Here is a 25893-nt window from a genome sequence, read left to right on the forward strand (position 1 = left end):
CCACAGCACACGAAGGAGAAACCCATGCGACGCACACGAGCACTCGCAGGTATCGGCATCGCGACGGTGGCGCTTCTCGCGCTCACCGCCTGCAACAGCGGCAGCCCGTCCAATCCGGGCGGCGGCGGTACGGACGGCGACGGCGGCGGCGACGCCGCCCTGTTCGAGGTCGCCAAGGATGTCAAGGTCGACGGCAGCCCGACCTTCGAGAAGATGACCGAGGCCGGCGGCGTCACGATCGGCGTGAAGGAGGACCAGCCCGGTCTCGGCTTCCTCGACGCCACGACCGGTGAGCGCAGCGGCTTCGACATCGACATCGCCCGCTGGATCGCGGCATCCCTCGGCTTCGACGAGAAGCAGATCACGTTCAAGCCGATCGCCTCGGCCAACCGTGAGCAGTCGATCGTGAACGGCGACATCGATTACTACGTCGGCACCTACTCGATCAACGACAAGCGCAAGGAGCAGATCGACTTCGCCGGTCCGTACTTCATCACCGGTCAGGGCCTGCTCATCCGCAAGGACGACCCGGACGCGACCAAGCTCGAGGACTTCGCCGGCAAGACGGTGTGCTCCGCGACCGGCTCCACGCCGATCCAGAACATCAAGGCGAACTTCCCCGACATCAAGACCCAGGAGTACGACCTGTACTCCGCGTGCGTGCAGGACCTGATCGACAAGAAGGTCGACGCGGTCACCACCGACCAGGCCATCCTCATCGGCTACGCGTCGATGTACCCGGACGAGGTCAAGGTCACCGGCGGCCTGTTCACCGAGGAGCGCTACGGCGTCGGCCTGGCGAAGGGCGATGACGCGCTGCGCGCGCACATCAACAAGCTCTTCACCGATGGCGGCGACGTCTGGCAGAAGATCTTCGACAAGAACCTCGGCAAGTCCGGGATCAAGGTCGAGCAGCCCGAGGTCGACGCGTACTGATCGCCATCCGGGGCGGCTCCTGCGGGAGCCGCCCCGGACATTCCAGAGAGGGGAGGGCGCGTGGACGTCATCTTCGGCAACCTCGACCTGTGGGGCGAGGCCATCGGGAACACCCTGCTGGTCTTCTTCCTCGGCGGGATCATCGCGCTCGTGCTCGGCGTGATCGTCGGCGCGATGCGGGTGTCACCCGTGCCGATCGCACGCGCGGTGGGCACGGCGTACGTGAACATCATCCGCAACACCCCGCTGACCCTCGTCTTCTTCTTCTTCGTCTTCGGGTACCCGCAGCTCGGGCTGCCCGACCTCTCGAACACGACGCTCGGCGTCCTCGCGATCGGCATCTACACGGCCACCTACGTGGCCGAGGTGCTGCGCGCCGGTATCAGTACGGTTCCGGTCGGCCAGGCTGAGGCGGCCCGCGCCATCGGCCTGCCGTTCGGCCAGGTCATGACGCTCGTGATCCTGCCGCAGGCGTTCCGCTCGGTGGTGCCGCCGATGATGAGCGTGTTCATCGCGCTGCTGAAGAACACCACGGTCGCCGCCGGCTTCTCGATCGCCGAGCTCGCCGCACTGCGCGCCACGATCAACGACGCGCCTGGACGACCCGGAAACCCGATGGAGGTCCTGCTCTGGGTCGCCGTCGTGTTCGTGGTGCTCGTTCTGGCGATGAGCGCCGTCCAGCGCCATCTCGAGAACCGATGGAGGATCGCACGATGAGCTCCGTACTCTACGACGTTCCCGGTCCCCGGGCCATCGCGCGCAACCGCATCCTCGCGGTCATCACGGTCGTCGTGGTCGCCGCGGCCATCGGCTTCGTCGTCTACCGCATGGCGGTGATGGGGCAGTTCGCACCGCAGAAGTGGTACGTCTTCTCCTTCAGCAACGTGTGGATGAGCATCATCAAGGCGCTGGGCCAGACGCTGGGGGCATTCGCCCTCGCCGCTGTGCTGAGTCTGACGCTCGGCTTCGTGCTCGCGATCGGGCGGCTCTCCGAGCACGCCTGGGTGCGGGTGCCGGTGACGATCATCACCGAGCTCTTCCGTGCAGTGCCGGTGCTGGTCTTCATGATGCTGCTGTACTACGGTCTTCCCGTCGTCGGGATCAAGATGGATCCGTACTGGGCGGTCGTGCTCGGCCTGATGGTCTACAACGGGTCGGTGCTCGCCGAGGTGCTGCGTGCCGGCATCGAATCGCTTCCCCGCGGCCAGAAGGAAGCCGGTTACGCGATCGGCCTGCGCAAGGCCGGCGTGATGCAGCTCATCCTTCTGCCGCAGGCCATCCGCGCCATGCTTCCCGTGATCGTCGCGCAGCTCGTGGTGACGCTCAAGGACACCGCGCTCGGCTTCATCATCACCTACCCGGAACTGCTGTACTACGCCAAGCTGCTCAGCTCGCAGCAGGGCCGGCCGATCCTGCAGTCCGCGTTCGTCATCGGAGGCATCTACATCGTGCTCTGCCTGATTCTGTCGGGCATCGCGAAGTGGCTGGAGATCCGCACGCGCCATTCGCCGAAGCTGAAGGGCTATACGCCGGATGCCGGTGGCGGAGATCCGCGGATCCACGGCGGTTCGACCGTCACCGAGGTCATCGCCATGCAGCGCGCCGGCGGCAAGTTCGACGCGGGCGGAGGGGTCGGGCCGACCGTCTGACCGGCATCACTCCCGGAGGGGCGACGGGCCGGGGCATCCACAGGATGCCCCGGCCCTCTGCGTGAGAGTCAGCTCGCGATGACCGCGTCGTACAGGTCGCCGAAGCGGGCGCGCAGGTCGTCGTAGTACTGCTTCTGCGCGGTATCCGGTTCCGTCAGGTCCGTCTCGGGGATCGTCGCGAGCGGATGCTCCGCCTGCAGCACCGAGAGGGCCAGGGCGGCAGCACCCCGCATGGTCACCCGCTTGACGTCCACGACCTGCACCGGGAAGCCGAGCGCCTGCGCGACCGGGCTCATGAACCCGGGGAAGGCGCCGGTCACGCCGCCCGACGCGATCACTCGGGTGATGCCGGGGTTCACCTCGAGCAGCTGCTCGAACACCCGGGCGTAGGAGACGGCGATGCCCTCGACGGCCCCGCGCCAGAGCTCACGGGGCCCTGACGCCGAGGAGATGTCAGCGAACACGGCGCGCGCGTCCCCGGCCCAGCCCGTGGCGCGCTCACCGGTGAGGAACGGCAGCACGAGGGGCGTGCCCTCGGCCGGCGCGGCGCGCAGCAGCTCGTCGATCTCGTCGTACGACAGCGGAGCCAGGGTGCTCTGCAGCCACAGGGTGACGCGTCCGACATCGTTCAGAGCGCCACCGACGATGGACTGCGAGCGGGACACGCGGTACGCCCACAGGCCGGGTGGGAGCACTTCAGGGGTGCCGTCCACGATCACTCGGATCGCACCGGACGTCGCCGCCGACATCGCCGCCGTGGTCGGCTCGTCCGCGCCGACGCCGATGTTGGAGGCGTAGCCGTCCGGGACGGCGGGGAACCAGGCGGCGCCCTCCAGCGCCGGCCAGCGGCGGGCGACCTCAGAGGAGACGTCGGTGATCGGGTCGGCCGGGTCGACGATGGGCGCGAAGCGGCTGCGATCGACGCCGACGGCCTCGAGCAGCTCGTCGTCCAGCTCGCAGGTGTGGCGGTTGAGGATGCCTGCCCACGCCATCGTCGACGTCGCCGCGCCCTCGATGCCGGCGAGCTTCGCGTAGACGTACTCGCCGAGCGAGAGGAATTTCGCGGTGCGGGCGAACTCGTCCGGGAACTCGTCCTGCAGCCACAGCATCCGCGGCGGGTGATAACTGGTGTGCAGGCGTGCGCCGATGCGCTGGTGCACGGCCGTCTCGTCCAGCTGTTCGCGCAGCCTCGCCAGATGAGCGGAGGAGCGGGAGTCCGCGTAGGTGAAGCAGGGCGTGAGCGCGTCGCCATCGGCATCCACGCACACCAGCGACGAGGCGAACGTGTCCATCACGACAGCGCGCACAAGTCCCGGATCGACGCCCTTCAGTGCGCCGTCGATGACCTCGGCGACCTCGGCCACGATCTGGTCGGCATCGACCTCGGCCGTGCCGTCCGCCGCCTCGGTGAACGCGTGGTCGGCCTTCACGAGATGCTTCTTGACGGGCCGCGCATAGGCGTCGTACAGACATCCGCGGGTGGACCCCGACCCGATGTCGATCGCCAGCACGTAGGGGGCCGGCGCGGATGCGAGCTGGATGCTCTCCGTGGTCGGGATCTGCACGTCGGTCATGCTCTCGCACCTCGTTCTTCGGTTCGCGGTCCTCGTCGATCCTATCGGCGAGTATCGTGTGCGATGCGGTTCGGGTCCTCAGTGATCGGCCGCAGTGAGGAGCAAGTCATGAATGCACTCGCCAGCGGGGCTGCCGTCCTGCACGCGGCAACGGCAGCGGCAGCCGAAGCGACGAAACCCGCCGCGGGCACCGCGCAGCTGATCATCGCCGCCGTCGTCTCGATCGCACTCATCGTCGTGCTGATCGTGTGGGTGAAGATGCATCCGTTCTTCGCCCTGATGCTCGGCGCCGCCGCGATGGCACTCGCCGCGAACATCGGTTTCGAGCACGCCTTCACGTCGTTCTCCACCGGACTCGGCTCGACAGTGGGCGGCGTCGGAGTGCTGATCGTCCTCGGCGCGGTCATCGGCAGGTTCCTGACCGAGTCAGGCGGCGCCGACGAGATCGTCGACACGATCCTCGCGAAGACGCCGGTCAAGCGCCTCACGTGGGCGATGGCTTTCGCCGCCTTCATCATCGGAATCCCGCTGTTCTTCGAGGTCGGCGTCGTCCTGCTGATCCCGATCGTGATGCTGGTGGCCCGACGTGCCAAGCTGCCCGTCATCCTCATCGGCATCCCGGCCCTCGCCGGCCTCTCCGCACTGCACGGCCTGGTGCCGCCGCACCCCGGACCCCTCATCGCCATCGAGGCGCTGCACGCCAACCTGGGACTCACTCTCGCCTTCGGCCTTCTGGTCGCCATCCCGACCGTGATCATCGCCGGTCCCGTGCTCGCCAGGCCGATGGCACGGTGGGTGCCCGTGGAGGCATCAGGCAAGCTGCTCGCACCGGTCACCGAGAACGAGGGCAGGCGCCCTGCGTTCGGCATCGCGCTGTCGGTCGTGCTGCTGCCGGTCGTGCTGATGCTGCTGATGACCGTGGTCACCGCGATGGGCCTCGACGGCAGCATCCTGGGCAAGATCCTCATCTTCGTCGGCACGCCTCTGCAGGCGCTGCTGATCACCTCGCTCTACGCGATGATCGTGCTCGGCACCGCGCTCGGGCGCAGCATGAGCGAGGTCGCCAAGATCACCGGCGACGCCTTCGCCCCGATCGCCTCGATCCTGCTGATCGTGGGCGCCGGCGGCGGCTTCAAGCAGACCCTGGTCGACTCCGGTGTCGGCGAGGTGATCGGCAACGGCATCGCCGGATCCGGCGTGCCGCTGCTCGTGGCCGGCTGGCTTGTCGCCGTCGTCATCCGCCTCGCCACCGGTTCCGCGACCGTGGCCACGATCACCGCGGCGGGCATCATGGCGCCGCTGGTCGGCGACCTCAGCAGCACCCACGTCGCACTGATGGTGCTCGCGATCGGCGCCGGCTCCGTGTTCCTCTCGCACGTCAACGACGCCGGATTCTGGCTGGTGAAGGAGTACTTCGGACTCACCGTCGGACAGACGTTCAAGACCTGGAGCCTCATGGAGTGCGCCGTCTCGGTCGTGGGGCTGGCCGGCGTCCTCGTGCTGGGCCTGATCGTCTGACGCACGGAACCGCCGTGTCCACCGGCGCGGGAGCGCTGCTCCCGCGCCGGTAGACTCGATTCTCGTGTCAGACTCTCCCGAAACACCCCAGATCACCCCGGAGGCGGTGGAGTCCGCCGTCGACGCCGCACTCGTGGCGATCGCGGCGGCATCCGATACCGCAGAGCTGAAGGCCGCCCGCGCCGCGCACGTCGCCGAGGGCTCGCCACTGGCCGTGCTGAACGCCTCGATGCGTCAGGTCGCTCCCGAGCACAAGGCCGCATTCGGCAAGCTCGTCGGACAGGGCCGGGGCAAGGTCACGCAGGCGCTCGCCACCAAGGAGGCCGAGCTCGCCGAAGCAGAGATCGCCGCACGCCTGGAAGCGGAGCGCGTCGACATCACCGCCGTCGCCTCGCACTCGCGCGTCGGCGCCCGTCATCCGATCTCCCTCATGCAGGAGCAGATCAGCGACATCTTCGTCGGGATGGGCTGGGAGATCGCGGAGGGCCCCGAGCTCGAGCACGAGTGGTTCAACTTCGATGCGCTGAACTTCGACGAGGACCATCCCGCGCGCCAGGAGCAGGACACGTTCTACGTCGATCCCGTCTCCCGCCATCTCGTGATGCGCACGCACACCAGCCCGGTTCAGGTGCGCTCGATGCTCGACCGCGAACTGCCGATCTACGTGCTCTGCCCCGGGCGCGTGTACCGCACCGACGAGTTCGATGCGACGCACCTGCCGGTGTTCACGCAGTTCGAGGGGCTCGTCATCGACAAGGGCATCACGATGGCGCACCTGAAGGGCACCCTCGACCACGTGGCCAAGCAGATGTTCGGAGCCGAGGCGAAGACCCGGTTCCGCACGAACTACTTCCCGTTCACCGAGCCCTCCGCGGAGCTCGACCTGTGGCACCCCACTTTCAAGGGCGGGGCGCGCTGGATCGAGTGGGGCGGATGCGGGATGGTCAACCCCAACGTGCTGCGCGCGGCGGGCATCGACCCCGAGGTGTACAGCGGGTTCGCGTTCGGCATGGGCGTCGAGCGTGCGGTGATGTTCCGCAGCGATGTGAAGGACATGCGCGACATGGCCGAGGGTGATGTGCGCTTCAGCGAGCAGTTCGGGATGGTGGTGTGATGCGCGTTCCGCTTTCCTGGCTGCGCGAGTACGTCGAGGTCGCAGCGGATGCGACGCCGGAGGACGTCCTGGCGTCCTTCGTGTCGGTCGGCTTCGAAGAGGAGGACATCCACCGCTTCGAGATCTCCGGTCCCGTCGTCGTCGGGCAGGTCCTCGAGCTCACCCCCGAGCCGCAGAAGAACGGCAAGACCATCAACTGGTGCCAGGTGGATGTCGGCGAGGCGAACGGCGGCATCCGCGGCATCGTCTGCGGCGCGCACAACTTCGTCGTCGGCGACAAGGTCGTCGTGACCCTGCCCGGCGCGGTGCTGCCAGGGCCCTTCCCGATCGCCGCTCGCAAGACCTACGGACACGTCTCCGACGGCATGATCGCCTCGGCTCGCGAGCTGGGCCTGGGCGACGAGCACGACGGCATCATCGTGCTCTCCACGCTGGGACTCGACCCCGAGGTCGGCACGGATGCCATCGGCCTGCTGCACCTGGACGATGTGGCCGTCGAGATCAACGTCACCCCCGACCGCGGCTACGCGTTCTCGCTGCGCGGTGCGGCACGCGAGTACTCGCACGCCACCGGAGCCGAGTTCCGCGACCCGGGCGTGCGCGACTTCGCCGAGCTGCAGCCCGGCTCCGGCTTCGCGATCACGGTCGACGACCGCAGCCCCATCCGCGGCAACGTCGGCGCCCGCGAGTTCGTCGCGCGCGTCGTGCGAGGAGTGGACCCGTCCCGGCCCACGCCGCCGTGGATGATCGCCCGACTGGGCCTTGCAGGCATGCGCTCGCTGGGCGTGCTCATCGACATCACCAACTACGTGATGCTCGAGCTCGGCAACCCGATCCACGGCTACGACCTCGACAAGCTGCAGGGCGGCATCGTCGTGCGCCGCGCGACCGAAGGCGAGCGGATGACGACGCTCGACGGACAAGAGCGCGCGCTGCACACCGAGGACCTGCTCATCACCGACGGCTCCGGCCCGATCGGCCTCGCCGGTGTCATGGGCGGCGGCGCCACCGAGATGAGCGGCACCACCCGCAACGTGCTCATCGAGGCGGCCTCCTTCGACCCGATCACGATCGCTCGGTCGGCCCGGCGGCACAAGCTGCCGAGCGAGGCGTCCAAGCGCTTCGAGCGCGGCGTCGACCCGCTGATCCCGTTCGTCGCCGCCCGCCGTGTCGCCGACCTGATGGTCGAACTCGCCGGCGGCACGCTCACCGACGAGGGCGGTGCGCTGTACGCCGACGTGGACATCGCCGGCATCGACCTGCCCCGCGGCTTCACGCAGGGCCTGATCGGCGTCGACTACACCGATGGCGAGATCACCGGCGCCCTCGAGATGGTCGGCGCGGAGATCACCTCCGTCACCGACACCGGATGGCATGTCATCCCGCCCAGCTGGCGTCCCGACCTCACCGACAAGTGGACGCTCGTGGAGGAGGTCGCGCGCATCCACGGGCTCGACCGCATTCCGTCCGTGCTGCCCACCCCGCCGTCCGGACGCGGCTACACCGCTCTGCAGCAGGGACGCAAGCGCGTCGCGGACGCCCTTGCCGCGGCCGGTTTCATCGAGACCCCGGCGTTCCCGTTCACCACTGAGGAGCAGAACGACCTGCACGGCTCCGCCGCGGGAGAGCACCAGCCCAGCATCCGTCTGGCGAACGCGCTCGACGGGCAGGCGCCGTACCTGCGGCGTTCGCTGGTGCCGGGCCTGCTGCAGACCGCGCACCGCAACATCTCCCGTGGGCTCGTGGACCTGGCGATCTTCGAGACCGGCGCCGTCTTCGCCCCTGAGGAGGGCGTCGGCTACGGCACCGACTTCATCCCGCCGATGGCGCAGCGCCCGAGGGCGGAGACCCTGGACGCGCTGAACGCGGCGATCCCGCCGCAGCCTCGTCACGTGGCGGTGCTGCTCACCGGCAACGCCGTACCGCGCCAGCCGGGCCGTGCGGCCGAGCACGCGAGTCTCGGCGACGCGCTGGACGCGGTGCGCGTGATCGGCGTCGCGGCCGGCGTCGGCATCGACGTCGCGCAGACGCAGCGTGCCGCGCTGCACCCGGGGCGCGCGGGCGTCCTCAGCGTGCGCGGCGAGGAGGTCGGCTACGTCGGCGAACTGCATCCGCAGGTGTCGGCGGATGCCGATCTGCCCGGACGCGCCATCGTGCTGGAGCTCGACCTCGACCGCGTGCTGACTCTGGCGGGGGAGCGGGTCGTCGCGGCATCGCTGTCGACCTTCCCGGCCGCCACGCAGGACGTGTCCCTGGCAGTGGATGCCGGGATCGCGGCATCCGAGGTTCGTACGGCGCTCGTCGAGGGTGCGGGCGAACTGCTCGAGTCGGCGACCCTGGTCGACGACTACCGTGGCACCGGACTCGATGAGGGGCAGAAGAGCCTGACGTTCGCGCTGCGATTCCGCGCCGCCGACCGCACTCTCACCGCGGCGGAGGCGACCGACGCGAAGCTCGCCGGGGTGGCGGTGGCCGCCGAGCGCTTCGGCGCCGCCATCCGCGACTGACGTCGTCCGTCCGAGACCCCTCCCGACCCCTGTGGATCGGGAGGGGTCTCGTCGTAGAGTCGGGGGATGAGCGACTATCAGGTGACCGAGATCGGTGCGCTGGAAGACTGGCGGACCTTCCACGGCGGCTTCGACGAATCGCGGTCTCGCGACGGCCGTCGCGTCGTCGATCACGAACTGACGATGCAGTACATCGGCATGACCGCCAACGCCCTCGTGCCTGGCGAGGAGGCCGGATACTGGCACGTGCACGAGAAGATCGAGGAGATGTACGTGTTCCTCGGGGGTCGTGGCCAGATGGGGCTGGACGACGATGTCGTGGATGTCGCGGAGGGAACCGTCGTGCGCGTGGGACAGGGCGTCTGGCGAACCTGGCGCGCACTGCCGGACAGCCCCGGCGAGCTGCGCTGGCTGTGCATCCGCGCTGGCGGCGAGAGCCTGCCGCACCTGCCCGATGACAGCAGGCGCGGACCGGATCGCCCGATGCCCTGGTGACCTGCGCTTCGCTGTCGGCTGATTCGCTTCCGTCCGGCGCCTGATCGTGCTGGCATGGGCGTCATGACTCAGGTGCTGGTGCTCGGTGGAACAGGATGGCTCTCGGGACGGATCGCCGAGCGCTGGCGGGATGCCGGTGCGCGCGTCACCTGCGTGGCGCGAGGCGACCGGCCGGCACCGGAGGGCACGGTGCTCGTCCGCGGAGATCGGGACCAGGGCGCCTACGACGCTCTGATCGGGCAGCACTGGGACGAGGTCGTGGACATCTCCTCGACGGCGCGGCACGTGCGCGAGGCCGTCGCGGCGCTCGGCGACCGCGCCGGGCACTGGACCTACGTGTCGTCCATGTCCGTGTACGACGAGGACGAGACCATCGGACTCGACGAGACCGGGCGCCTGCTCGCGCCGGCTCAGGACGGCGACGAGTACGACTACGGTCGCGAGAAGGTCGCGGCCGAGCAGGCGGTGCGCACCCTGGGCGAGCGCGCGTTCATCGTCCGTCCCGGTCTCATCACCGGGCCCGGCGATCCGAGCGACCGATTCGGCTACTGGGCGGCGGCCGCAGACCGTGCCGGAACAGGGCCGATCCTCGTCCCGGAGCGCGGCGATCGGTACGTGCAGGTCATCGACGTCGACGACCTCGCCGACTTCCTCGTCGTCGACGGGCGGCAGGGCGTGGTCAACGCCAACGGCGACGTCCATCCCTTCCTGGACGTGCTGGAGCGCATCCGAGCGCTCGTCGGGCACACCGGCGAGCTGGTCGAGGCGCCGGACGCCTGGCTCGAGGAGCACGGGGTGCGGTACTGGATGGGGGAGCGCTCCCTGCCGCTGTGGCTGCCCGCCGACATGCCCGGTTTCACCCGGCGCCGCAACGACGGCTACCGCGCGGCCGGCGGCGCGGTGCGATCGCTCGATGAGACGATCCGCCGGGTGCTCGACGACGAACGGGCGCGGGGTGTGGACCGTGAGCGTCGCGCAGGGCTGTCCCGCAGCGACGAACTGGAGCTGATCGACGCATTGCGCGGCCAGGGGGCGCACGCTCGCTAGACTCGCAGCCAGTGACACGGGGTGCCGCATCCGCGGCTGAGAACAGACCCGTCGAACCTGATCTAGTTCGTACTAGCGAAGGGATGTCGCAATGAGCGATACGCCATGCCTGCCCGCCGAAGGGCGCCCGTCCACCGATGTCGCGGCGTCCGCCGCCCAGTTGCTGAGCCGACTGCGGTCCGCACCGCCGCTCACGCACTGCATCACCAACTCCGTGGTGACCGGATTCACCGCGAACGTGCTGCTCGCGCTGGGGGCGGCGCCGGCGATGGTCGACATCGTCGATGAGTCCGGGATGTTCGCCGCCGCGGCATCCGGGCTGCTGATCAACCTCGGAACACCGACGCCCGAGCAGCGCGCCGCGAGCCGCGAAGCCGCGCGGGGAGCGGTCGCGGCCGGAACACCCTGGGTTCTCGACCCCGTCGCGATCGGCGCTCTGCCCGTGCGCACACGGCTCGCGGGCGAGCTGGTCGCACTGCGGCCCACCGCGATCCGCGGCAATGCCTCTGAGATCCTCGCGCTGGCGGGCCTCGGCGACGGCGGACGCGGTGTCGACGCCACCGACACTCCGGATGCCGCGGCCGCCGCGGCACGCGCACTCGCCGCGCGCTGGGGGAGCACGGTCGCCGTGTCCGGCCCGGTCGATCTGATCACCGATGGGCGCCGCGTCATCCGCATCGCCAACGGCGACGCCCTGCTGACCCGGGTCACCGGTGGCGGCTGCGCGCTCGGCGCCGTCATGGCCTCGTTCCTCGGCGCCGCCCGCGGCAGCGGCACAGACGTCCTCACCGCGGTCGCGGCGGCGTCTCTGGTGTACACCGTGGCCGCCGAACGCGCCGCGGCGACCGCACCCGGACCGGGCAGCTTCGCGGTGGCACTGCTCGACGCGCTCGATGCGGTCGACTCCGACGAGATCCTCGCCGCAGCACGGGTCGAGGAGGTCGCGCCGTGAACAGCGACATCTCACTGCATCTCGTGACCGATGCCGCACTCTGCGGCGAACGCGGCGTCGTCGCCACGGTCGACGCCGCTGTCGCCGGTGGCGTCGCGGTCGTGCAGCTCCGCGACAAGACGGCGACCGATGCCGAGACGGTGGACCTGCTCGTGCAGCTCTCGCAGATCATCGACGGTCGCGCCCTGCTCGTGGTGAACGACCGGCTGCCTGCGGTCATCGACGCCCGCGCGCGGGGCGCACGCGTCGACGGGGTGCATCTCGGGCAGTCGGACATCTCCGTCGAGCGCGCGCGTGCCCTGCTGGGACCGGATGCCCTCATCGGACTCACCGCGAACACTCCCGCGCATCTCGACGCTCTGCGCGCCCTGCCGGAGGGGACCGTCGACTACATCGGCGTCGGAGTCATCCGACCGACCTCGACGAAGCCCGATCATCCGCCGGCACTCGGCGTCGACGGATTTCGTGCGCTCGCCGCATCCAGCCCTGTCCCCGCCATCGCCATCGGCGGAATCGGCCGGGACGACGTCGCAGCGCTCCGCGATGCCGGTGCGGCAGGCGTCGCCGTGGTGTCGGCGCTGTGCGCCGCCGATGACCCGCAGATCGCGGCGCGCGCGTTCCGTCGTGAATGGCGACGGGACAGGCCGCCGAGAGTGCTGAGCATCGCCGGCAGCGACCCGTCCGGCGGGGCGGGCATCCAGGCCGATCTGAAGTCCATCGCCGCCCACGGCGGCTACGGGATGGCGGCGATCACGGCGCTGACCGCGCAGAACACCCGCGGCGTGAGCGGCGTGCACGTGCCCCCGGCGTCGTTCCTGCGCGCGCAGCTCGACGCGCTCGCCTCCGACATCGACATCGACGCGGTGAAGATCGGGATGCTGGCGGATGCCGAGATCATCCGCACCGTCAGCGACTGGCTCACCGCCCACCGGCCGGACACCGTCGTGCTCGACCCGGTGATGGTGGCCACCAGCGGAGACAGGCTGCTGGATGTCGACGCCGAGACGGCGCTGCTCGAGCTCGCGCGCCAGGCGGATCTGCTCACCCCGAACCTCGGCGAACTCGCCGTGCTCGCCGGGCGTCCTCTCCACACGTGGGCCGACGCCCTCGTCGCGGCGCAGGAGGTGGCGGCGCTCACCGGGGCGCTCGTGCTCGCCAAGGGCGGTCACCTGCCGGGCGATGAGACACCGGACGCCCTGGTCGGCTCGGCCGGCGTTCTCGCCGAGTACCGTGGACGGCGCATCGAGACGACCAGCACGCACGGCACCGGATGCTCGCTCTCCTCGGCCCTCGCCGCCACGCGCGCCCGGGGCATGGACTGGGTGCAGGCAGTGGAGCACTCGCGGGCGTGGCTGCGCGAATCGCTGAGCGCAGCCGATGCGCTCGACGTCGGTCGCGGTCACGGCCCCATCAGTCACTTCGCCGGGCTGTGGCAGCGCGGCGGACTGGCCGCACGGCCCCACGCGGATGCCGTCCGCGAGGACTGGTGGAGCGGCATCGCCGACATCCGGCGGGACATCGACGACCTGCCCTTCATCCGCGGGCTCGCCGACGGCACCCTGAGCCGTGAGCGTTTCCTGAGCTACCTCGCGCAGGACGCCCTGTATCTGCAGGAGTACGCCCGTGTGCTCGCCGAGGCCGCGCGGCTCGCACCCACCCCGCAGGAGCAGGCGTTCTGGGCGGCATCCGCGCAGGGCGCCATCGCGGGAGAGGTCGAGCTGCATGCGTCCTGGATCACGCCGGGCGCCGGCGTCTCGGCGACGACGTTCGCCGCTGCGGCCGACGCCACCACCACGGCTTACCTGGATCATCTGCGTGCCGTGGCGTTCGGCGGGGACTACGCCGTGCTCATCGCCGCGCTGCTCCCGTGCTTCTGGCTGTACACCGACCTGGGGGTGCGCCTGCAGGCGGGGGAGTTCGGCGATCGGACGCACGATCCGCGGCATCCGTACTCGTCGTGGCTGGCCACCTATGCGGATCCGGCGTTCGCCGCCGCATCCGAGCACGCGATCGGTCATGTGACGCGGGCGGCGGCGCAATCGGACGAGGATCGGCGCCGACGCATGCATCGGGCGTTCGCCGCATCGGCCGCGCACGAGCGGGCGTTCTTCGACCGGTGACGGGACCGAGGGCATGTGACGCCCTCGATTTGCGGATGCGGCGGAATCGGCGCTACTGTCACGGCATGCCTTCGGTCGCCTCGCTCCCGCTCCACTCGAGCGTCGCAGACGTGCGCCGACGCCGCCTCGGCCGCCGATTCTAGGCGACCCCGCGCAGCCTGAGCCGTCGTGGCTCGAGGTCGAAGCCGGTGTCGCCGCCCCGGCCAGGCCCGTCATCGGGCGCACCTCGACCGTTAAGGTAGAACCATGACGTATTCCGTCGCCGTCTCCGGCGCATCCGGCTATGCGGGAGGCGAGATACTGCGGATCCTCGCAGCTCACCCCGACATCGAGATCCGCACCGTCACCGCGCATTCCAACGCAGGACAGCCGCTGATCGAGCACCAGCCGCATCTGCGCTCGCTGGCGCACCTCACCCTGCAGGACACCACTCCGGAGATCCTCGCCGGGCACGACATCGTGTTCCTCGCCCTGCCGCACGGCCAGTCCGGGCAGTACACGGATGCCCTGGGCGACACCCCGTTGGTCATCGACGCCGGCGCCGACCACCGGCTCACCTCCCAGGACTCCTGGGACGCCTTCTACGGCGGCGCATTCCACGAGCCGTGGGCCTACGGTGTGCCTGAACTGCTCACCGACTCGGGTGCCAAGCAGCGCGAGGTGCTGCGCACCGCGACGCGCATCGCCGCGCCCGGCTGCAACGCCTCGACGGTGAGCCTCAGCCTCGCTCCCGGCGTCGCCGCCGGTGTGATCGACCCCTCCGACATCGTCAGCGTGCTGGCTGTCGGCCCCTCGGGGGCGGGCAAGAGCCTGAAGACCAACCTGCTCGCATCCGAGGTCCTCGGCACCGCCAATCCCTACGCGGTGGGCGGCACGCACCGGCACATCCCCGAGATCAGGCAGGCGCTCGCCGCGGCCTCCGGGGTCGCCGGCGAGAGCATCCGCATCTCGTTCACTCCGGTGATCGTGCCGATGGCGCGGGGCATCCTCGCGACCTCCACCGCGCCCATCGCCGAGGGCGCCACCGACGTGCAGATCCGCGACGCATGGCAGAGCGCCTACGGCGACGAGACCTTCGTGCACCTGCTGCCCGAGGGGCACTTCCCCCGCACGGCGGACGTGCTGGGTGCGAATACCGCACTCATGGGCCTGGCGATCGACCGGGCGGCGAACCGCGTCGTCGTGGTGACCGCCGTCGACAATCTCGTCAAGGGGACCGCCGGCGCCGCCGTGCAGTCCATGAACCTCGCGCTGGGCCTCCCCGAGGACCGCGCCCTCACCGTGAACGGAGTGGCGCCGTGAGCGTGACCGCACCCCAGGGATTCGAAGCAGCCGGCGTCGCCGCAGGGTTGAAGAGCACAGGCAAGTCCGACGTCGCCGTCGTCGTCAACCGCGGCCCCCGCAAGGTCGGCGCGGCCGTGTTCACCACCAACCGGGCCAAGGCCAACCCGATCCTGTGGTCGCAGCAGGTCATCGCCGACCGCACGGTCGAGGCGATCGTGCTGAACTCCGGCGGGGCGAACTGCTTCACCGGCGCGTTCGGCTTCCAGACCACGCACCTCACCGCGGAGAAGACCGCTGAGCTGCTCGGCGTGAGCGCAGGCGACATCCTGGTGTGCTCGACCGGTCTGATCGGCACCGGCGACGAGGTGTTCCGCGGCAAGGTGCTCGACGGCGTCGAGCAGGGCATCGCCGCGCTCAGCATCGACGGCGGGACCGCCGCCGCCGAGGCGATCATGACCACAGACACGGTCTCGAAGACCGCGGTGGTCGCGCAGGGCGGCTGGACGATCGGCGGCATGGCCAAGGGTGCGGGAATGCTCGCGCCGGGACTCGCGACCATGCTGGTCGTCATCACCACGGATGCCGACCTGGAGGCCTCCGAGGCGGATGCCGCGCTGCGCAGGGCCACCAACGTGAGCTTCGACCGCCTCGACTCCGACGGCTGCATGTCCACCAACGACCAGGTCACGCTCCTGGTGAGCGGTGCCAGCGGCATCCGCCCCGACCTCGACGACTTCACCGCCGCGCTCACCGAGCTCTGCCGTGAGCTGGCGCAGAAGCTGCAGACGGATGCCGAGGGCGCCAGCCACGACATCACGATCGAGGTCAAGAACGCCGCCACCGAGGAGGAGGCCGTCGAGGTCGGACGGTCCGTGGCACGCAACAACCTCTTCAAGGCCGCGATCTTCGGCAACGACCCGAACTGGGGCCGCGTGCTCGCCGCCATCGGCACCACGAGCGCGCAGTTCGACCCCTACGACGTGGACGTGTCGATGAACGGCGTGCGTGTCTGCTCGGCGGGCGGTCCCGACCGCCCCCGCGAGGACGTGGACCTCACCCCGCGCGCCATGCACCTCGAGATCGACCTGAAGGCCGGCGACATCACGGCCACGATCCTCACCAACGACCTGACCCACGATTACGTGCAAGAGAACAGCGCCTACGCCTCATGACGGATCTGCAGGACACCGCACCCGAGGAGGCCGCCGTCAAGGCCGCCACCCTCATCGAGTCGCTGCCGTGGCTGAAGCGCTTCCGCGACCAGATCGTCGTGGTCAAGTACGGCGGCAACGCCATGGTCAGCGAAGAGCTGCAGGACGCCTTCGCCCAGGACATCGCCTACCTGCGCTACGTCGGCGTGCAGCCGGTGGTCGTGCACGGCGGCGGCCCGCAGATCTCTCAGATGCTGGACCGTCTCGCGATCCCCAGCGAGTTCAAGGGCGGCTACCGCGTCACCAACACCGAGGCGATCAGCGTGGTGCGGATGGTGCTCACCGGGCACGTCAACCCCACGCTCGTCGCGAAGATCAACTCGCACGGGCCGATCGCCACAGGGCTCAGCGGTGAGGACGCCGGCCTGTTCGGCGGGCGTCGTCGCGGCGTGATCGTCGACGGCGAGGAGGTCGATCTCGGCCGCGTCGGCGACGTCGTCCAGGTCGACCCGACCCCCGTGATCGATCACCTGACCGCCGGGCGCATCCCCGTGGTCTCCTCGATCGCCCCCGATCTCGACCACCCCGGTCAGTCGCTGAACGTCAACGCCGATGCCGCGGCCGCGGCGCTCGCCATCGCGCTGGGCGCACGCAAGCTCGTCATCCTCACCGACGTCCCGGGGCTCTACGCCGACTGGCCGAACCGCGAGTCGCTCGTCTCGCACATCACCTCCAGCGCACTCACCGAGATGCTGCCCTCGCTGGAGTCGGGGATGATCCCGAAGATGCGCGCCTGCCTCGACGCCGTCGAGAACGGCGTGGATGCCGCGGCCATCATCGACGGGCGGGTGCCGCACTCGGTGCTCGTCGAACTGTTCACCAGCAAGGGAATCGGCACGGAAGTGGTCGCACAATGAACGACTGGAACGACGACGCGGCACGCGATCTGATGAGCCTGGGCGGGCGCCTCGCGCTGCTCACGCACGGCGACGGCTCCTGGGTCTACGACGCCGACGAGAACCGGTACCTGGACTTCCTCGGCGGCATCGCCGTGAACTGCCTCGGCCACGCCCACCCCGTGTTCGTGGAGGCCGTCTCGCGTCAGGCCGCCACGCTGTCGCACGTGTCGAACTACTTCGCGACCCCCGGTCAGCTCGAGCTCGCCGCGCGTCTGAAGCGCCTGGCCGGCACCGGGGAGCAGGGACGGGTGTTCCTGGCGAACTCGGGCACCGAAGCGAACGAGATGGCGATCAAGCTGGCGCGCCTGCACGGTCAGCCATCCGGTCGCACCACGATCCTCGTCCTGGACGGCGCCTTCCACGGTCGCACCATGGGCACGCTGTCGCTGACGCCGAAGGCCATGTACCGCGACCCGTTCCTGCCGGCCGTGCCCGACGTGGTCACCGTGCAGCACTCGCTCGAGAGCCTCGAGGCGGCCTTCGCCGCAGGCGGCGTGGCTGCGATGATCGTCGAACCCATCCAGGGCGAGGCGGGTGTCGTCGAGTTGCCCGAGGGATTCCTCGCCCGGGCTCGCGCCCTCGCCACCGCGCACGATGCGATGCTCATCCTCGATGAGGTGCAGACCGGTTCCGGGCGCACCGGGGAGTGGTTCGCCTTCCAGCGCGAGGGGATCGTGCCGGACGCCATCACGCTGGCCAAGAGCATCGGCGCCGGCTTCCCGCTCGGCGCGCTGATCACGTTCGGCGCCGCCAGCGATCTGTTCTACCCCGGCACCCACAACTCCACCTTCGGCGGCAACCCGCTGGCCAGTGCCGTGGCGAACGCCGTCCTCGGCCACATCGAGGACGAGCACCTCCTCGAGAACGTGACGGCCAGGGGAGCCCAGCTCCGCGAGGGCGTCGCGGGGCTCCCGCTGGTCGAGGGCACCACCGGTGCGGGACTGCTGATCGGCATCCGCCTGTCCGCCCCGGTCGCCGCCGAGGTGCGCGAAGCCGCGCACGAGCGCGGACTGATCATCAACGCGCCCACCGCCGATGTGATCCGCATCGCACCCGCTTTCACCATCGGCGATGCCGAGGTGGCCGAGTTCCTCACGCTCTTCCGCGCTGCACTCGACACCGTCGCATCCGCACACGACACCATGGAGACCCCCGCATGACCCGCCACCTGCTTCGCGATGACGATCTGACCCCTGCCGAGCAGAGCGAGGTGCTCGATCTCGCGGTCGAGCTGAAGAAGGACCGCTGGTCCAACAAGACGCTCGCCGGTCCTCAGACCGTCGCGGTCATCTTCGACAAGTCCTCCACCCGCACCCGCGTCTCCTTCGCCGTGGGCATCGCGGATCTCGGCGGCTCGCCGCTGATCATCTCGACCGCGAGCAGCCAGCTCGGCGGCAAGGAGACGCCCGCCGACACCGCCCGGGTGCTCGAGCGCCAGGTGGCGGCCATCGTGTGGCGCACCTACGCGCAGTCGGGGCTGGAGGAGATGGCGCGCGGCACCCGCGTGCCCGTGGTCAACGCGCTCTCCGACGACTTCCACCCCTGCCAGCTTCTCGCCGACCTGCTCACGATCCGCGAGCACAAGGGCGAGCTGAAGGGCCTCACGCTGACGTTCTTCGGCGACGGGCGCAGCAACATGGCGCACTCGTACCTGCTGGCCTGCGTCACCGCCGGCATGCACGTGCGCATCACCTCGCCCGAGGCCTACGCGCCGCGTGCGGATGTCGTGGTGGCCGCAGAGAAGCGCGCAGCCGAGACCGGAGGTTCGGTCACGCTGCTCACAGACCCGCGCGAGGCCGCACTCGGCGCGGACGTCGTCGTCACCGACACGTGGGTATCGATGGGCAAAGAGGAGGAGAAGATCGAGCGCCTGCGCGACCTCGGCGGGTACAAGGTGACCCGCGAGATCATGTCGCTCGCCGACCCCGAGTCGATCTTCATCCACTGCCTGCCCGCCGACCGCGGCTATGAGGTTGACTCCGAGGTCATCGACGGACCGCAGAGCGTGGTCTGGGACGAGGCCGAGAACAGGCTGCACGCGCAGAAGGCGCTGCTGGTCTGGCTGCGGGGCAAGCAGGCCGAGACGCAGGATGCCGCATGAGCGGCGCACACGGCACGAACGACGGCGCCCTCTGGGGCGCCCGCTTCGCCGGCGGCCCCTCGCCGGAGCTCGCCGAGCTGAGCCGGTCCACGCACTTCGACTGGATCCTCGCTCCCTACGACATCGCCGGCTCGCACGCGCACGCCAAGGCCCTGGAGGCAGCCGGATACCTGGATGCCGACGAGGCGCGCATCATGCACGCCGGGCTCGACGCGCTGGCCGCGAGGATCGCCGACGGCACGCTGCTGCCCGACCCGGGTGACGAGGACGTGCACGGCGCGCTGGAGAAGGCACTGATCGCCGAGGTCGGCGCCGAGGTGGGCGGCCGGCTGCGCGCCGGACGCAGCCGCAACGACCAGATCGCGACGCTGGTGCGGATGTACCTGATCGACCACGCCCAGGTCATCGCCCGCGACCTGCTGCGCGTCATCGACGCGCTGGTCGCGCAGGCCGAAGCGCACCCTGATGCCATCCTGCCCGGCCGCACGCACCTGCAGCACGCGCAGCCCGTGCTGCTGGCGCACCACCTGCAGGCGCACGCCTGGCCGCTGGTGCGCGAGCTGGAGCGCCTGGTCGACTGGCGCCGCCGCGCCGGCTTCTCACCGTACGGCGGGGGAGCGCTCGCCGGTTCCACGCTGGGGCTCGACCCCGCGCTCGTCGCACGGGAGCTGGGCCTGGACCGTCCCGCCGAGAACTCGCTGGACGGCACGGCCGCCCGCGATGTGGTGGCTGAGTTCGCGTTCATCGCCGCGATGACCGGCATCGACCTGTCGCGGCTGAGCGAGGAGATCATCCTCTGGAACACCCGCGAGTTCGGCTTCGTCACGCTCGACGACTCGTATTCGACCGGGTCGAGCATCATGCCGCAGAAGAAGAACCCCGACATCGCCGAGCTCGCGCGAGGCAAGTCCGGGCGCCTGATCGGCAACCTGACGGGTCTGATGGCGACGCTCAAGGGCCTGCCGCTCGCGTACAACCGCGATCTGCAGGAGGACAAGGAGCCCGTCTTCGACTCCGTGCAGACGCTCGAGGTCGTGCTGCCGGCGTTCGCGGGCATGATCGCCACGCTGCGCTTCGACACCGACCGGATGGCCGAGCTCGCGCCGCAGGGCTTCTCGCTGGCGACCGACGTCGCCGAGTGGCTCGTCAAGCGCCGGATCCCGTTCCGCGACGCTCACGAGATCTCGGGCGCGCTGGTGCGGACCTGCGAGGACCGCGGGATCGGGCTGGAGGATGCCGATGACGAGCTGCTGCGCTCGGTGTCGGAGCACCTGACGCCGGATGTGCGCGAGGTGCTCTCCATCGAGGGTTCGGTCGCATCGCGCGCGGGTGCCGGAGGCACCGCACCGGTGCGCGTCGCCGAGCAGCGTGCCGAGCTCGTCTCTCGCGCGCAGGCTGCGGCTCACGCACTGGGGCTCTAGCAGCTTGCACTGATAAGACGAGAACATCAGAGAAATTCTTATGTTCTCCAATTATCAGTGATACCCTGATGTCATGACCGTCGCCGTGACAGCCGACATCATCGGCTCCCGACAGCTCCCCGACAGAGCTGCCGCGCAGCGTGCGTTCGATGCGGCGATCGCCCGGGTCGAACGTGATCTGCCCGTATCGGTGCGCGGGCTGCGTCCGACCGTCGGAGACGAGCAGCAGGCGGTCTACCCGACCCTCGAGGCGGCCCTCGGCTCCGTGCTGCTTCTGCGACTGGCGCTGCCCGACGGGGTGGAGTTCCGGTACGGGATCGGGATCGGCGATGTCGGATCCGTCCCCTCCGCGGCCGCCGCGGAGGGCATCCCGGACGGGCCCGGCTGGTGGGCGGCACGCAGCGCCATCGAGCAGCTGCAGACGCTGCAGAAGCGCACCGCACCGCAGGCGCGCACCTGGATCGTCGCCCACGAGAGCGCCGAGGACGCGGATCCGGATGCCGTGCGCTGGGCCAACGCCTACCTGCTGGCCAGAGACGAGCTCATCGGCGCGATGAGCGAGCGCACCCGCAGGCTCACCTACGGGCGCTGCCTCGCACGCACGCAGGCGGAGCTCGCCGCCGACGAGGGCATCACGCAGTCCGCGGTATCGCAGGCGCTGTCCTCCTCGGGGGCGGGAAGCATCGTGGAGGGCTACCGACTGCTCGGGCTGGGCTGAGCGCCCCGGGCCGAGCTCCGGGCCGAGCTCAGATCAGGGCGAGACGGATGACGGTGCCGATCGCGCCTGACCAGAGCAGGCTGGCGAGCGTGCCGATGATGAAGCGCTCGCGCGCTTCGGACTCGGCCAGCTCCGGGAAGCGGCCGATGCCCTTCACCGCGATGATCGCGGCGATGGCCTCGGGGAAGCCGACCGCGATCGCGACGACGGTGCAGATGCGCTCCAGATAGCCGATCACCGTGCCGCCGCGCATCAGCGTCCGCGCATGAGCGGGGTCGGCATCGTGCGCGGCGATGATCAGGATGCCGCCGTCCTCGGTCTCGCGGACACGCTTGCCGGTGGCGATGTCGAGCGCCCGCCGGGTGAAGGGGTTGCCGCCTATCGTGGCCGCCGCGAAGCCCAGCACCGTCAGCGGGATGCCGAGCAACGGCGTCGCCGCGGGCGGCAGCACGATCACGATGGTCACGGCAGCGGCGACCAGCACGCCGGCCACGGCCATCACGGCCGTGGTGGGCTTGCGCACGTTCGCCAGTGACAGCACCAGCACCACGAGCAGAACCGCGATGATGGCGCTGGACAGGACCGCGGAGAAGAAGGGGTCGACGAACGTCATGGCGCCCAGCATGGCACGGGCATCCGACGTCACGACGGAACGGGCCACGCGATCCGCGCTGATAGCCTGGAGCGCGTGTCGAATACTGATCTGACGACCGCCGCACCGGCGCTCGACCCCACGTTCGAGAACGTGTGGGATGAGCTGCTGTGGCGCGGCCTCGTCCACGTGTCCACCGATCAGGAGGCGCTGCGCGCCCTTCTCGCCGGGGACCCGATCACGTATTACTGCGGCTTCGACCCGACCGCACCCAGCCTGCACCTCGGCAACCTCGTGCAGCTGCTGCTGCTGCGCCGGATCCAGCTCGCCGGGCACAAGCCGCTCGGGCTGGTCGGCGGCTCGACGGGACTCATCGGCGACCCCCGCCCCACCGCGGAGCGCACGCTGAACACGCGCGAGACCGTGGAGGAATGGGTCGGCCGACTGCGCGCCCAGGTGGAGCGCTACCTCAGCTTCGAGGGCGACAACGCCGCCCGGATGGTGAACAACCTCGACTGGACGGCGCCGATGTCGGCGATCGACTTCCTGCGCGAGATCGGCAAGCACTACCGTGTGGGCACGATGCTGAAGAAGGACGCCGTCGCCGCGCGCCTGAACTCGGATGAGGGCATCAGCTACACGGAGTTCAGCTACCAGATCCTGCAGGGCATGGACTTCCTGGAGCTGCACCGCCAGTACGACTGCGTGCTGCAGACCGGCGGAAGCGACCAGTGGGGCAACCTCACCAGCGGCACGGATCTGATCCGTCGCGCGGAGGGCGTCTCCGCGCATGCCATCGGCACGCCGCTGATCACCAACAGCGACGGCACCAAGTTCGGCAAGAGCGAGGGCAACGCGATCTGGCTGGATGCCGAGATGTGCAGCCCGTACCGGATGTACCAGTTCTGGCTGTCGACCGCGGACGGCGACGTGATCGAGCGGCTGAAGATCTTCACGTTCCTCACCCGCGCCGAGATCGAGGAGTACGCGGGGCTGGTGGAGTCGGAGCCGTTCCGCCGCGCCGCCCAGAAGCGCCTCGCCCTCGAGGTGGTCGCGACCGTGCACGGTCTGGACGCGGCGGCCGCGGTGATCGCGGCATCCGATGCGCTCTTCGGGCAGGGCGACCTGTCGACGCTGGATGCGGCCACCCTGCGCTCCGCGCTCGAGGAGCTGCCGAACGCGACCGTCGAGGCCGGCACGCCGGTGGCGGACGCACTCGTCGCGACCGGCCTGGTCTCGAGCGTGTCGGAGGCGCGTCGCGCCATCTCGCAGGGCGGCGTCACCCTCGACGGGGAGCGCGTGGCCGACGACACCGTGTCGGTGCAGGGGACCCTGCCCGGCGGCGTGTCCGTGCTGCGTCGCGGCAAGAAGACGCTGGCCGGCGTCTTCCTCACCTGATCCGGCGGGCACCGGATGCCGTTCACGCCCAGCCATGCCGTCGTGGCGCTGCCGTTCGTGCGCACGCCGCTGGTGCCGGCGTCCATCGCGATCGGCGCCATGACGCCGGATCTGCCGCTGTTCCTGCGCGGCACCGGACTGTCGTACGGGTTCACGCACCAGCCGACGAACATCGTCTGGACGGCGCTGATCGCGTTCGTGCTTCTGCTGGTGTGGCGCACCGTGCTGCGGCCGGCGCTGGTCGCGCTCGCGCCCGATGCCCTGGCCGCGCGACTGCCGGAGGAGTGGCGGACCACAGGGCCTGGCGCGGCGCTCGACGTCGTGGTCCCGCGCCGAAGGTTCGGCGACGTGGTGCTGTTGGCGGTGTCGCTGCTGATCGGGGTGCTCTCGCACATCGTCTGGGATCTGTTCACGCACGAGGGACGGTGGGGCGTCGAGACCTTCCCGATCCTGCAGCAGGCGTGGGGTCCGATGCTCGGCTACAAGTGGGTGCAGCACGGCTCGAGCGCTCTCGGCCTGCTGATCCTCGCCGTGTACGCGCTGCTGTGGCTGAAGCGAGCCGAGGCTGTGCGGCGCGCGCGGCCGCTTCCCGTGTGGCTGCGGTGGTCCTGGTATCTGACGCTCCCGGCGTTCCTGATCGCGGCGTGGCTGCTCGGGCTGGCAGTGTACGGACCTCTGACGGAGGCCTTCACGCTGCAGCACCTCGCCTATCGGACCCTGCCGGCCGCATCCGGCCTCTGGGGCGGGATGACGGTGCTGCTGTGCGTGGGGATCGTGCTCACCACTCGGGCGCGTCTGCTCCCCACGGACGAGGAGCGGCGAACAGCTCAGGAGCACCCGGCCAGGTGACCGCCGGCACCACGGTCGTCACCTCGGCCCCCGCGACGTCGAAGCGCTGAGTGCGCACCGGGGCCTCCGGCATCGGCACCGGTTCGGCGCGCGGCATCCCGAGCAGTTCGGCCGCGACGCGACGCAATGACGTGCGCACGTACCAGCCGCCGCCCTCCTCGGCACGCCGACGCAGCGCCGCCGTGATCCCCGACGCCAGCAGGTAGCCGGCCGAGTGGTCCAGCGCCTGCGCGGGAAGCGCACCCGGCGTGACCCCGTCGGCGGACTCGATCCACGAGATCCCGCAGTCGGCCTGCACGATGCTGTCGAAGCCGCGCGGCGAGTCCGCGCCCGGCCAAGCGCTCAGCTGCGCGATGACCAGGTGCGGATGCCGCGCCGCCACCTGTGCAGGGTCGAGGCCCAACCGGTGCGTTCCACTCGGCCGGTATCCGAGCACGAGGACGTCCGCGTCGGCGAGGAGCACCTCGAAGCGGGCGCGATCCGCGGCGATGTCGAGCAGCGCGGAGCGCTTGCCGTGGCCGGTGTCCAGATGCTGCTGTGCGATCTCCGGGCGATCGGGTGGATCGATGCGCAGAACATCGGCGCCGGCGAGAGCGAGGGTTCGCGTGGCCACCGGGCCGGCGAGGACGCGGGTGAGGTCGAGCACCCGGACGCCCATGAGCGGGAGGGCGGCATCCGTGGGGAGCGTGCGTCGTGAGGACTCGACCGACCGGGCGAGGGAGATCAGCGGGAGCCGCCGCAGCGCGGCATCCGTCTCGGGATCCTCGGGTCGCACGTCGACGCAGATGCCCCCTGCCGCGGTGATGGCAGCTGCTGCACCTCCGGCAGCCGTCGAGCCGAGGGCGGAGGCCAGCTCATCGGGGCCGGCGTCCGGAGAGAGTCCGAGAGCAGCCCGCAGCGCGGTCGCGTGGTGCGGGTAGTTGGCGTGCGTGCGCACCCAGCCGTCGGATGTGCGCCAGAACCCGGACAGCGGTGACCACACCTCGGGTGCATGACCGTCGATGCGCAGGTATCGATCGCTCCGGTACGCGGCGGCGATGCGATCGGGAGTGGGGGAGATGGGGCGATCGGATGCCAATGCGGCACCCGCCACCGCGACGCTGCACCAGGCGAGCTCTCCGACGTCGAGGCGGGAGGGCAATGGCACATCGCGCGGGGCAAGCGCTTCCGAGCCGTCGGGCCGGAGCCCGAGCTCGCCGAGCAGGCGGGCGAGAAGCCCGGAATCACGCGGATCCGACGTATGCGTCATGGGGGAGACCCTACGCCGCAGCCGGGTTCCGCGCGGCGCCCGAGCACCCGCGACACGCCCGGGATGCCGTCCGGATTTGCCGGATCCCGGGGATCCACGTAAATTATTACTTGTTCGCCCCAAGCGGTTGAGCGGAAGGCCCGAAGGGCCTGGCTCCCCACCAAGAGGCGAACGACAATCCTCATCTTCCTCTGACGGAAACGTTGGTGTAAGGTAAGGAGTCCGGCTCCGGTCAGGCTGCTCGTCAGCCCCGGTTCCG

The 25893-nt window shown here is 70.1% G+C and carries 22 protein-coding genes and 1 riboswitch; of the genes, 19 read left to right on the forward strand and 3 right to left on the reverse strand.

Annotated features, from left to right (window positions below; genetic code table 11):
• The first annotated feature begins 24 nt into the window (after positions 1 to 24).
• Genes QF046_RS18125 through QF046_RS18135 form a run of 3 tightly spaced genes read left to right on the forward strand, consistent with a single transcriptional unit; the run spans position 25 to position 2585 of the window.
• Positions 25 to 936 (forward strand): glutamate ABC transporter substrate-binding protein, encoded by a 912-nt coding sequence (locus QF046_RS18125; RefSeq protein WP_307372538.1) that lies wholly within the window; start codon positions 25 to 27, stop codon positions 934 to 936.
• A 60-nt stretch (positions 937 to 996) separates the two neighbouring features.
• On the forward strand, positions 997 to 1653 hold the full coding sequence (locus QF046_RS18130; RefSeq protein WP_307372540.1) for an amino acid ABC transporter permease: 657 nt from the start codon (positions 997 to 999) through the stop codon (positions 1651 to 1653).
• Positions 1650 to 2585: an amino acid ABC transporter permease gene (locus tag QF046_RS18135; protein WP_307372543.1), complete on the forward strand. Its 936-nt coding sequence runs from the start codon at positions 1650 to 1652 to the stop codon at positions 2583 to 2585. The genes QF046_RS18130 and QF046_RS18135 overlap by 4 nt, the downstream gene beginning before the upstream one ends.
• Positions 2586 to 2653: 68 nt before the next feature.
• Here QF046_RS18135 and QF046_RS18140 read toward each other — a convergent pair whose 3' ends face one another.
• Complete coding sequence (locus QF046_RS18140; RefSeq protein ID WP_307372544.1) at positions 2654 to 4159, reverse strand: gluconokinase; 1506 nt, start codon at positions 4157 to 4159, stop codon at positions 2654 to 2656.
• Positions 4160 to 4267: 108 nt separating this feature from the next.
• Between QF046_RS18140 and QF046_RS18145 the strand changes: the two genes are divergently transcribed.
• The 14 genes from QF046_RS18145 (at position 4268) to QF046_RS18210 (ending at position 21546) form a co-directional block, all read left to right on the forward strand.
• A complete protein-coding gene (locus tag QF046_RS18145; RefSeq protein WP_307372545.1) occupies positions 4268 to 5677 on the forward strand; it encodes a GntP family permease in 1410 nt (469 codons plus the stop codon).
• A 58-nt stretch (positions 5678 to 5735) separates the two neighbouring features.
• Positions 5736 to 6791: a phenylalanine--tRNA ligase subunit alpha gene (pheS, locus tag QF046_RS18150; RefSeq protein WP_373425764.1), complete on the forward strand. Its 1056-nt coding sequence runs from the start codon at positions 5736 to 5738 to the stop codon at positions 6789 to 6791.
• Complete coding sequence (pheT, locus tag QF046_RS18155; RefSeq protein WP_307372551.1) at positions 6791 to 9298, forward strand: phenylalanine--tRNA ligase subunit beta; 2508 nt, start codon at positions 6791 to 6793, stop codon at positions 9296 to 9298. The genes pheS and pheT overlap by 1 nt, the downstream gene beginning before the upstream one ends.
• Before the next feature lie 66 nt (positions 9299 to 9364).
• On the forward strand, positions 9365 to 9793 hold the full coding sequence (locus QF046_RS18160; protein ID WP_307372554.1) for a cupin domain-containing protein: 429 nt from the start codon (positions 9365 to 9367) through the stop codon (positions 9791 to 9793).
• Positions 9794 to 9847: 54 nt separating this feature from the next.
• A complete protein-coding gene (locus QF046_RS18165; RefSeq protein ID WP_307372556.1) occupies positions 9848 to 10840 on the forward strand; it encodes an NAD-dependent epimerase/dehydratase family protein in 993 nt (330 codons plus the stop codon).
• 7 nt (positions 10841 to 10847) lie between these two features.
• Positions 10848 to 10941, forward strand: a riboswitch (TPP riboswitch).
• Complete coding sequence (thiM, locus tag QF046_RS18170) at positions 10932 to 11792, forward strand: hydroxyethylthiazole kinase (RefSeq protein WP_307372558.1); 861 nt, start codon at positions 10932 to 10934, stop codon at positions 11790 to 11792. It overlaps the preceding riboswitch by 10 nt.
• Entirely contained in the window at positions 11789 to 13912 is a 2124-nt protein-coding gene (locus tag QF046_RS18175; protein WP_307372559.1) for a bifunctional hydroxymethylpyrimidine kinase/phosphomethylpyrimidine kinase, read from the forward strand. Before thiM ends, QF046_RS18175 begins: the two co-directional genes overlap by 4 nt.
• A 246-nt stretch (positions 13913 to 14158) precedes the next feature.
• A complete protein-coding gene (gene argC, locus QF046_RS18180) occupies positions 14159 to 15214 on the forward strand; it encodes an N-acetyl-gamma-glutamyl-phosphate reductase (RefSeq protein ID WP_307372560.1) in 1056 nt (351 codons plus the stop codon).
• Positions 15211 to 16368, forward strand: a complete 1158-nt coding sequence (argJ, locus tag QF046_RS18185) for a bifunctional glutamate N-acetyltransferase/amino-acid acetyltransferase ArgJ (RefSeq protein WP_307372562.1) — start codon at positions 15211 to 15213, stop codon at positions 16366 to 16368. Before argC ends, argJ begins: the two co-directional genes overlap by 4 nt.
• Positions 16365 to 17264, forward strand: a complete 900-nt coding sequence (gene argB, locus QF046_RS18190; RefSeq protein ID WP_307372564.1) for an acetylglutamate kinase — start codon at positions 16365 to 16367, stop codon at positions 17262 to 17264. Before argJ ends, argB begins: the two co-directional genes overlap by 4 nt.
• The gene (locus QF046_RS18195) at positions 17261 to 18466 is read left to right on the forward strand and encodes an acetylornithine transaminase (protein WP_307372567.1); all 1206 of its coding nucleotides are present in this window, start codon (positions 17261 to 17263) and stop codon (positions 18464 to 18466) included. The genes argB and QF046_RS18195 overlap by 4 nt, the downstream gene beginning before the upstream one ends.
• Positions 18463 to 19407, forward strand: coding sequence for an ornithine carbamoyltransferase (gene argF / locus QF046_RS18200; protein ID WP_307372571.1), 945 nt, complete (start codon positions 18463 to 18465; stop codon positions 19405 to 19407). The genes QF046_RS18195 and argF overlap by 4 nt, the downstream gene beginning before the upstream one ends.
• Positions 19404 to 20828 carry an argininosuccinate lyase gene (gene argH, locus QF046_RS18205; RefSeq protein WP_307372574.1) on the forward strand — a complete coding sequence of 475 codons (1425 nt, stop codon included), beginning with the start codon at positions 19404 to 19406 and terminating at the stop codon, positions 20826 to 20828. The genes argF and argH overlap by 4 nt, the downstream gene beginning before the upstream one ends.
• 73 nt (positions 20829 to 20901) lie before the next feature.
• Complete coding sequence (locus tag QF046_RS18210) at positions 20902 to 21546, forward strand: SatD family protein (protein ID WP_307372577.1); 645 nt, start codon at positions 20902 to 20904, stop codon at positions 21544 to 21546.
• Positions 21547 to 21574: 28 nt separating this feature from the next.
• Here QF046_RS18210 and QF046_RS18215 read toward each other — a convergent pair whose 3' ends face one another.
• Entirely contained in the window at positions 21575 to 22207 is a 633-nt protein-coding gene (locus tag QF046_RS18215) for a hypothetical protein (RefSeq protein ID WP_307372580.1), read from the reverse strand.
• A gap of 27 nt (positions 22208 to 22234) precedes the next feature.
• Between QF046_RS18215 and tyrS the strand changes: the two genes are divergently transcribed.
• Positions 22235 to 23536 carry a tyrosine--tRNA ligase gene (tyrS, locus tag QF046_RS18220; protein ID WP_307372583.1) on the forward strand — a complete coding sequence of 434 codons (1302 nt, stop codon included), beginning with the start codon at positions 22235 to 22237 and terminating at the stop codon, positions 23534 to 23536.
• 15 nt (positions 23537 to 23551) lie between these two features.
• On the forward strand, positions 23552 to 24385 hold the full coding sequence (locus QF046_RS18225) for a DUF4184 family protein (RefSeq protein ID WP_307372585.1): 834 nt from the start codon (positions 23552 to 23554) through the stop codon (positions 24383 to 24385).
• Here QF046_RS18225 and QF046_RS18230 read toward each other — a convergent pair.
• Positions 24315 to 25634, reverse strand: a complete 1320-nt coding sequence (locus QF046_RS18230) for a CoA transferase (RefSeq protein ID WP_307372587.1) — start codon at positions 25632 to 25634, stop codon at positions 24315 to 24317. The genes QF046_RS18225 and QF046_RS18230 overlap by 71 nt on opposite strands.
• Positions 25635 to 25893: the final 259 nt, after the last annotated feature.

The sequence above is a fragment of the Microbacterium sp. W4I4 genome (assembly GCF_030816235.1).
Lineage (GTDB): Bacteria > Actinomycetota > Actinomycetes > Actinomycetales > Microbacteriaceae > Microbacterium.

What these genes read in the sequence shown, in the direction of transcription:
- QF046_RS18125 (WP_307372538.1), top strand. Translation starts at nt 25, where the DNA reads ATGCGACGCACACGAGCACTCGCAGGTATCGGCATCGCGACGGTGGCG.
- QF046_RS18135 (WP_307372543.1), top strand. Translation starts at nt 1,650, where the DNA reads ATGAGCTCCGTACTCTACGACGTTCCCGGTCCCCGGGCCATCGCGCGC.
- QF046_RS18140 (WP_307372544.1), bottom strand. Translation starts at nt 4,159, where the DNA reads ATGACCGACGTGCAGATCCCGACCACGGAGAGCATCCAGCTCGCATCC.
- QF046_RS18145 (WP_307372545.1), top strand. Translation starts at nt 4,268, where the DNA reads ATGAATGCACTCGCCAGCGGGGCTGCCGTCCTGCACGCGGCAACGGCA.
- pheT (WP_307372551.1), top strand. Translation starts at nt 6,791, where the DNA reads ATGCGCGTTCCGCTTTCCTGGCTGCGCGAGTACGTCGAGGTCGCAGCG.
- QF046_RS18160 (WP_307372554.1), top strand. Translation starts at nt 9,365, where the DNA reads ATGAGCGACTATCAGGTGACCGAGATCGGTGCGCTGGAAGACTGGCGG.
- QF046_RS18165 (WP_307372556.1), top strand. Translation starts at nt 9,848, where the DNA reads ATGGGCGTCATGACTCAGGTGCTGGTGCTCGGTGGAACAGGATGGCTC.
- thiM (WP_307372558.1), top strand. Translation starts at nt 10,932, where the DNA reads ATGAGCGATACGCCATGCCTGCCCGCCGAAGGGCGCCCGTCCACCGAT.
- argC (WP_307372560.1), top strand. Translation starts at nt 14,159, where the DNA reads ATGACGTATTCCGTCGCCGTCTCCGGCGCATCCGGCTATGCGGGAGGC.
- argB (WP_307372564.1), top strand. Translation starts at nt 16,365, where the DNA reads ATGACGGATCTGCAGGACACCGCACCCGAGGAGGCCGCCGTCAAGGCC.
- QF046_RS18195 (WP_307372567.1), top strand. Translation starts at nt 17,261, where the DNA reads ATGAACGACTGGAACGACGACGCGGCACGCGATCTGATGAGCCTGGGC.
- argF (WP_307372571.1), top strand. Translation starts at nt 18,463, where the DNA reads ATGACCCGCCACCTGCTTCGCGATGACGATCTGACCCCTGCCGAGCAG.
- argH (WP_307372574.1), top strand. Translation starts at nt 19,404, where the DNA reads ATGAGCGGCGCACACGGCACGAACGACGGCGCCCTCTGGGGCGCCCGC.
- QF046_RS18210 (WP_307372577.1), top strand. Translation starts at nt 20,902, where the DNA reads ATGACCGTCGCCGTGACAGCCGACATCATCGGCTCCCGACAGCTCCCC.
- QF046_RS18225 (WP_307372585.1), top strand. Translation starts at nt 23,552, where the DNA reads ATGCCGTTCACGCCCAGCCATGCCGTCGTGGCGCTGCCGTTCGTGCGC.
- QF046_RS18230 (WP_307372587.1), bottom strand. Translation starts at nt 25,634, where the DNA reads ATGACGCATACGTCGGATCCGCGTGATTCCGGGCTTCTCGCCCGCCTG.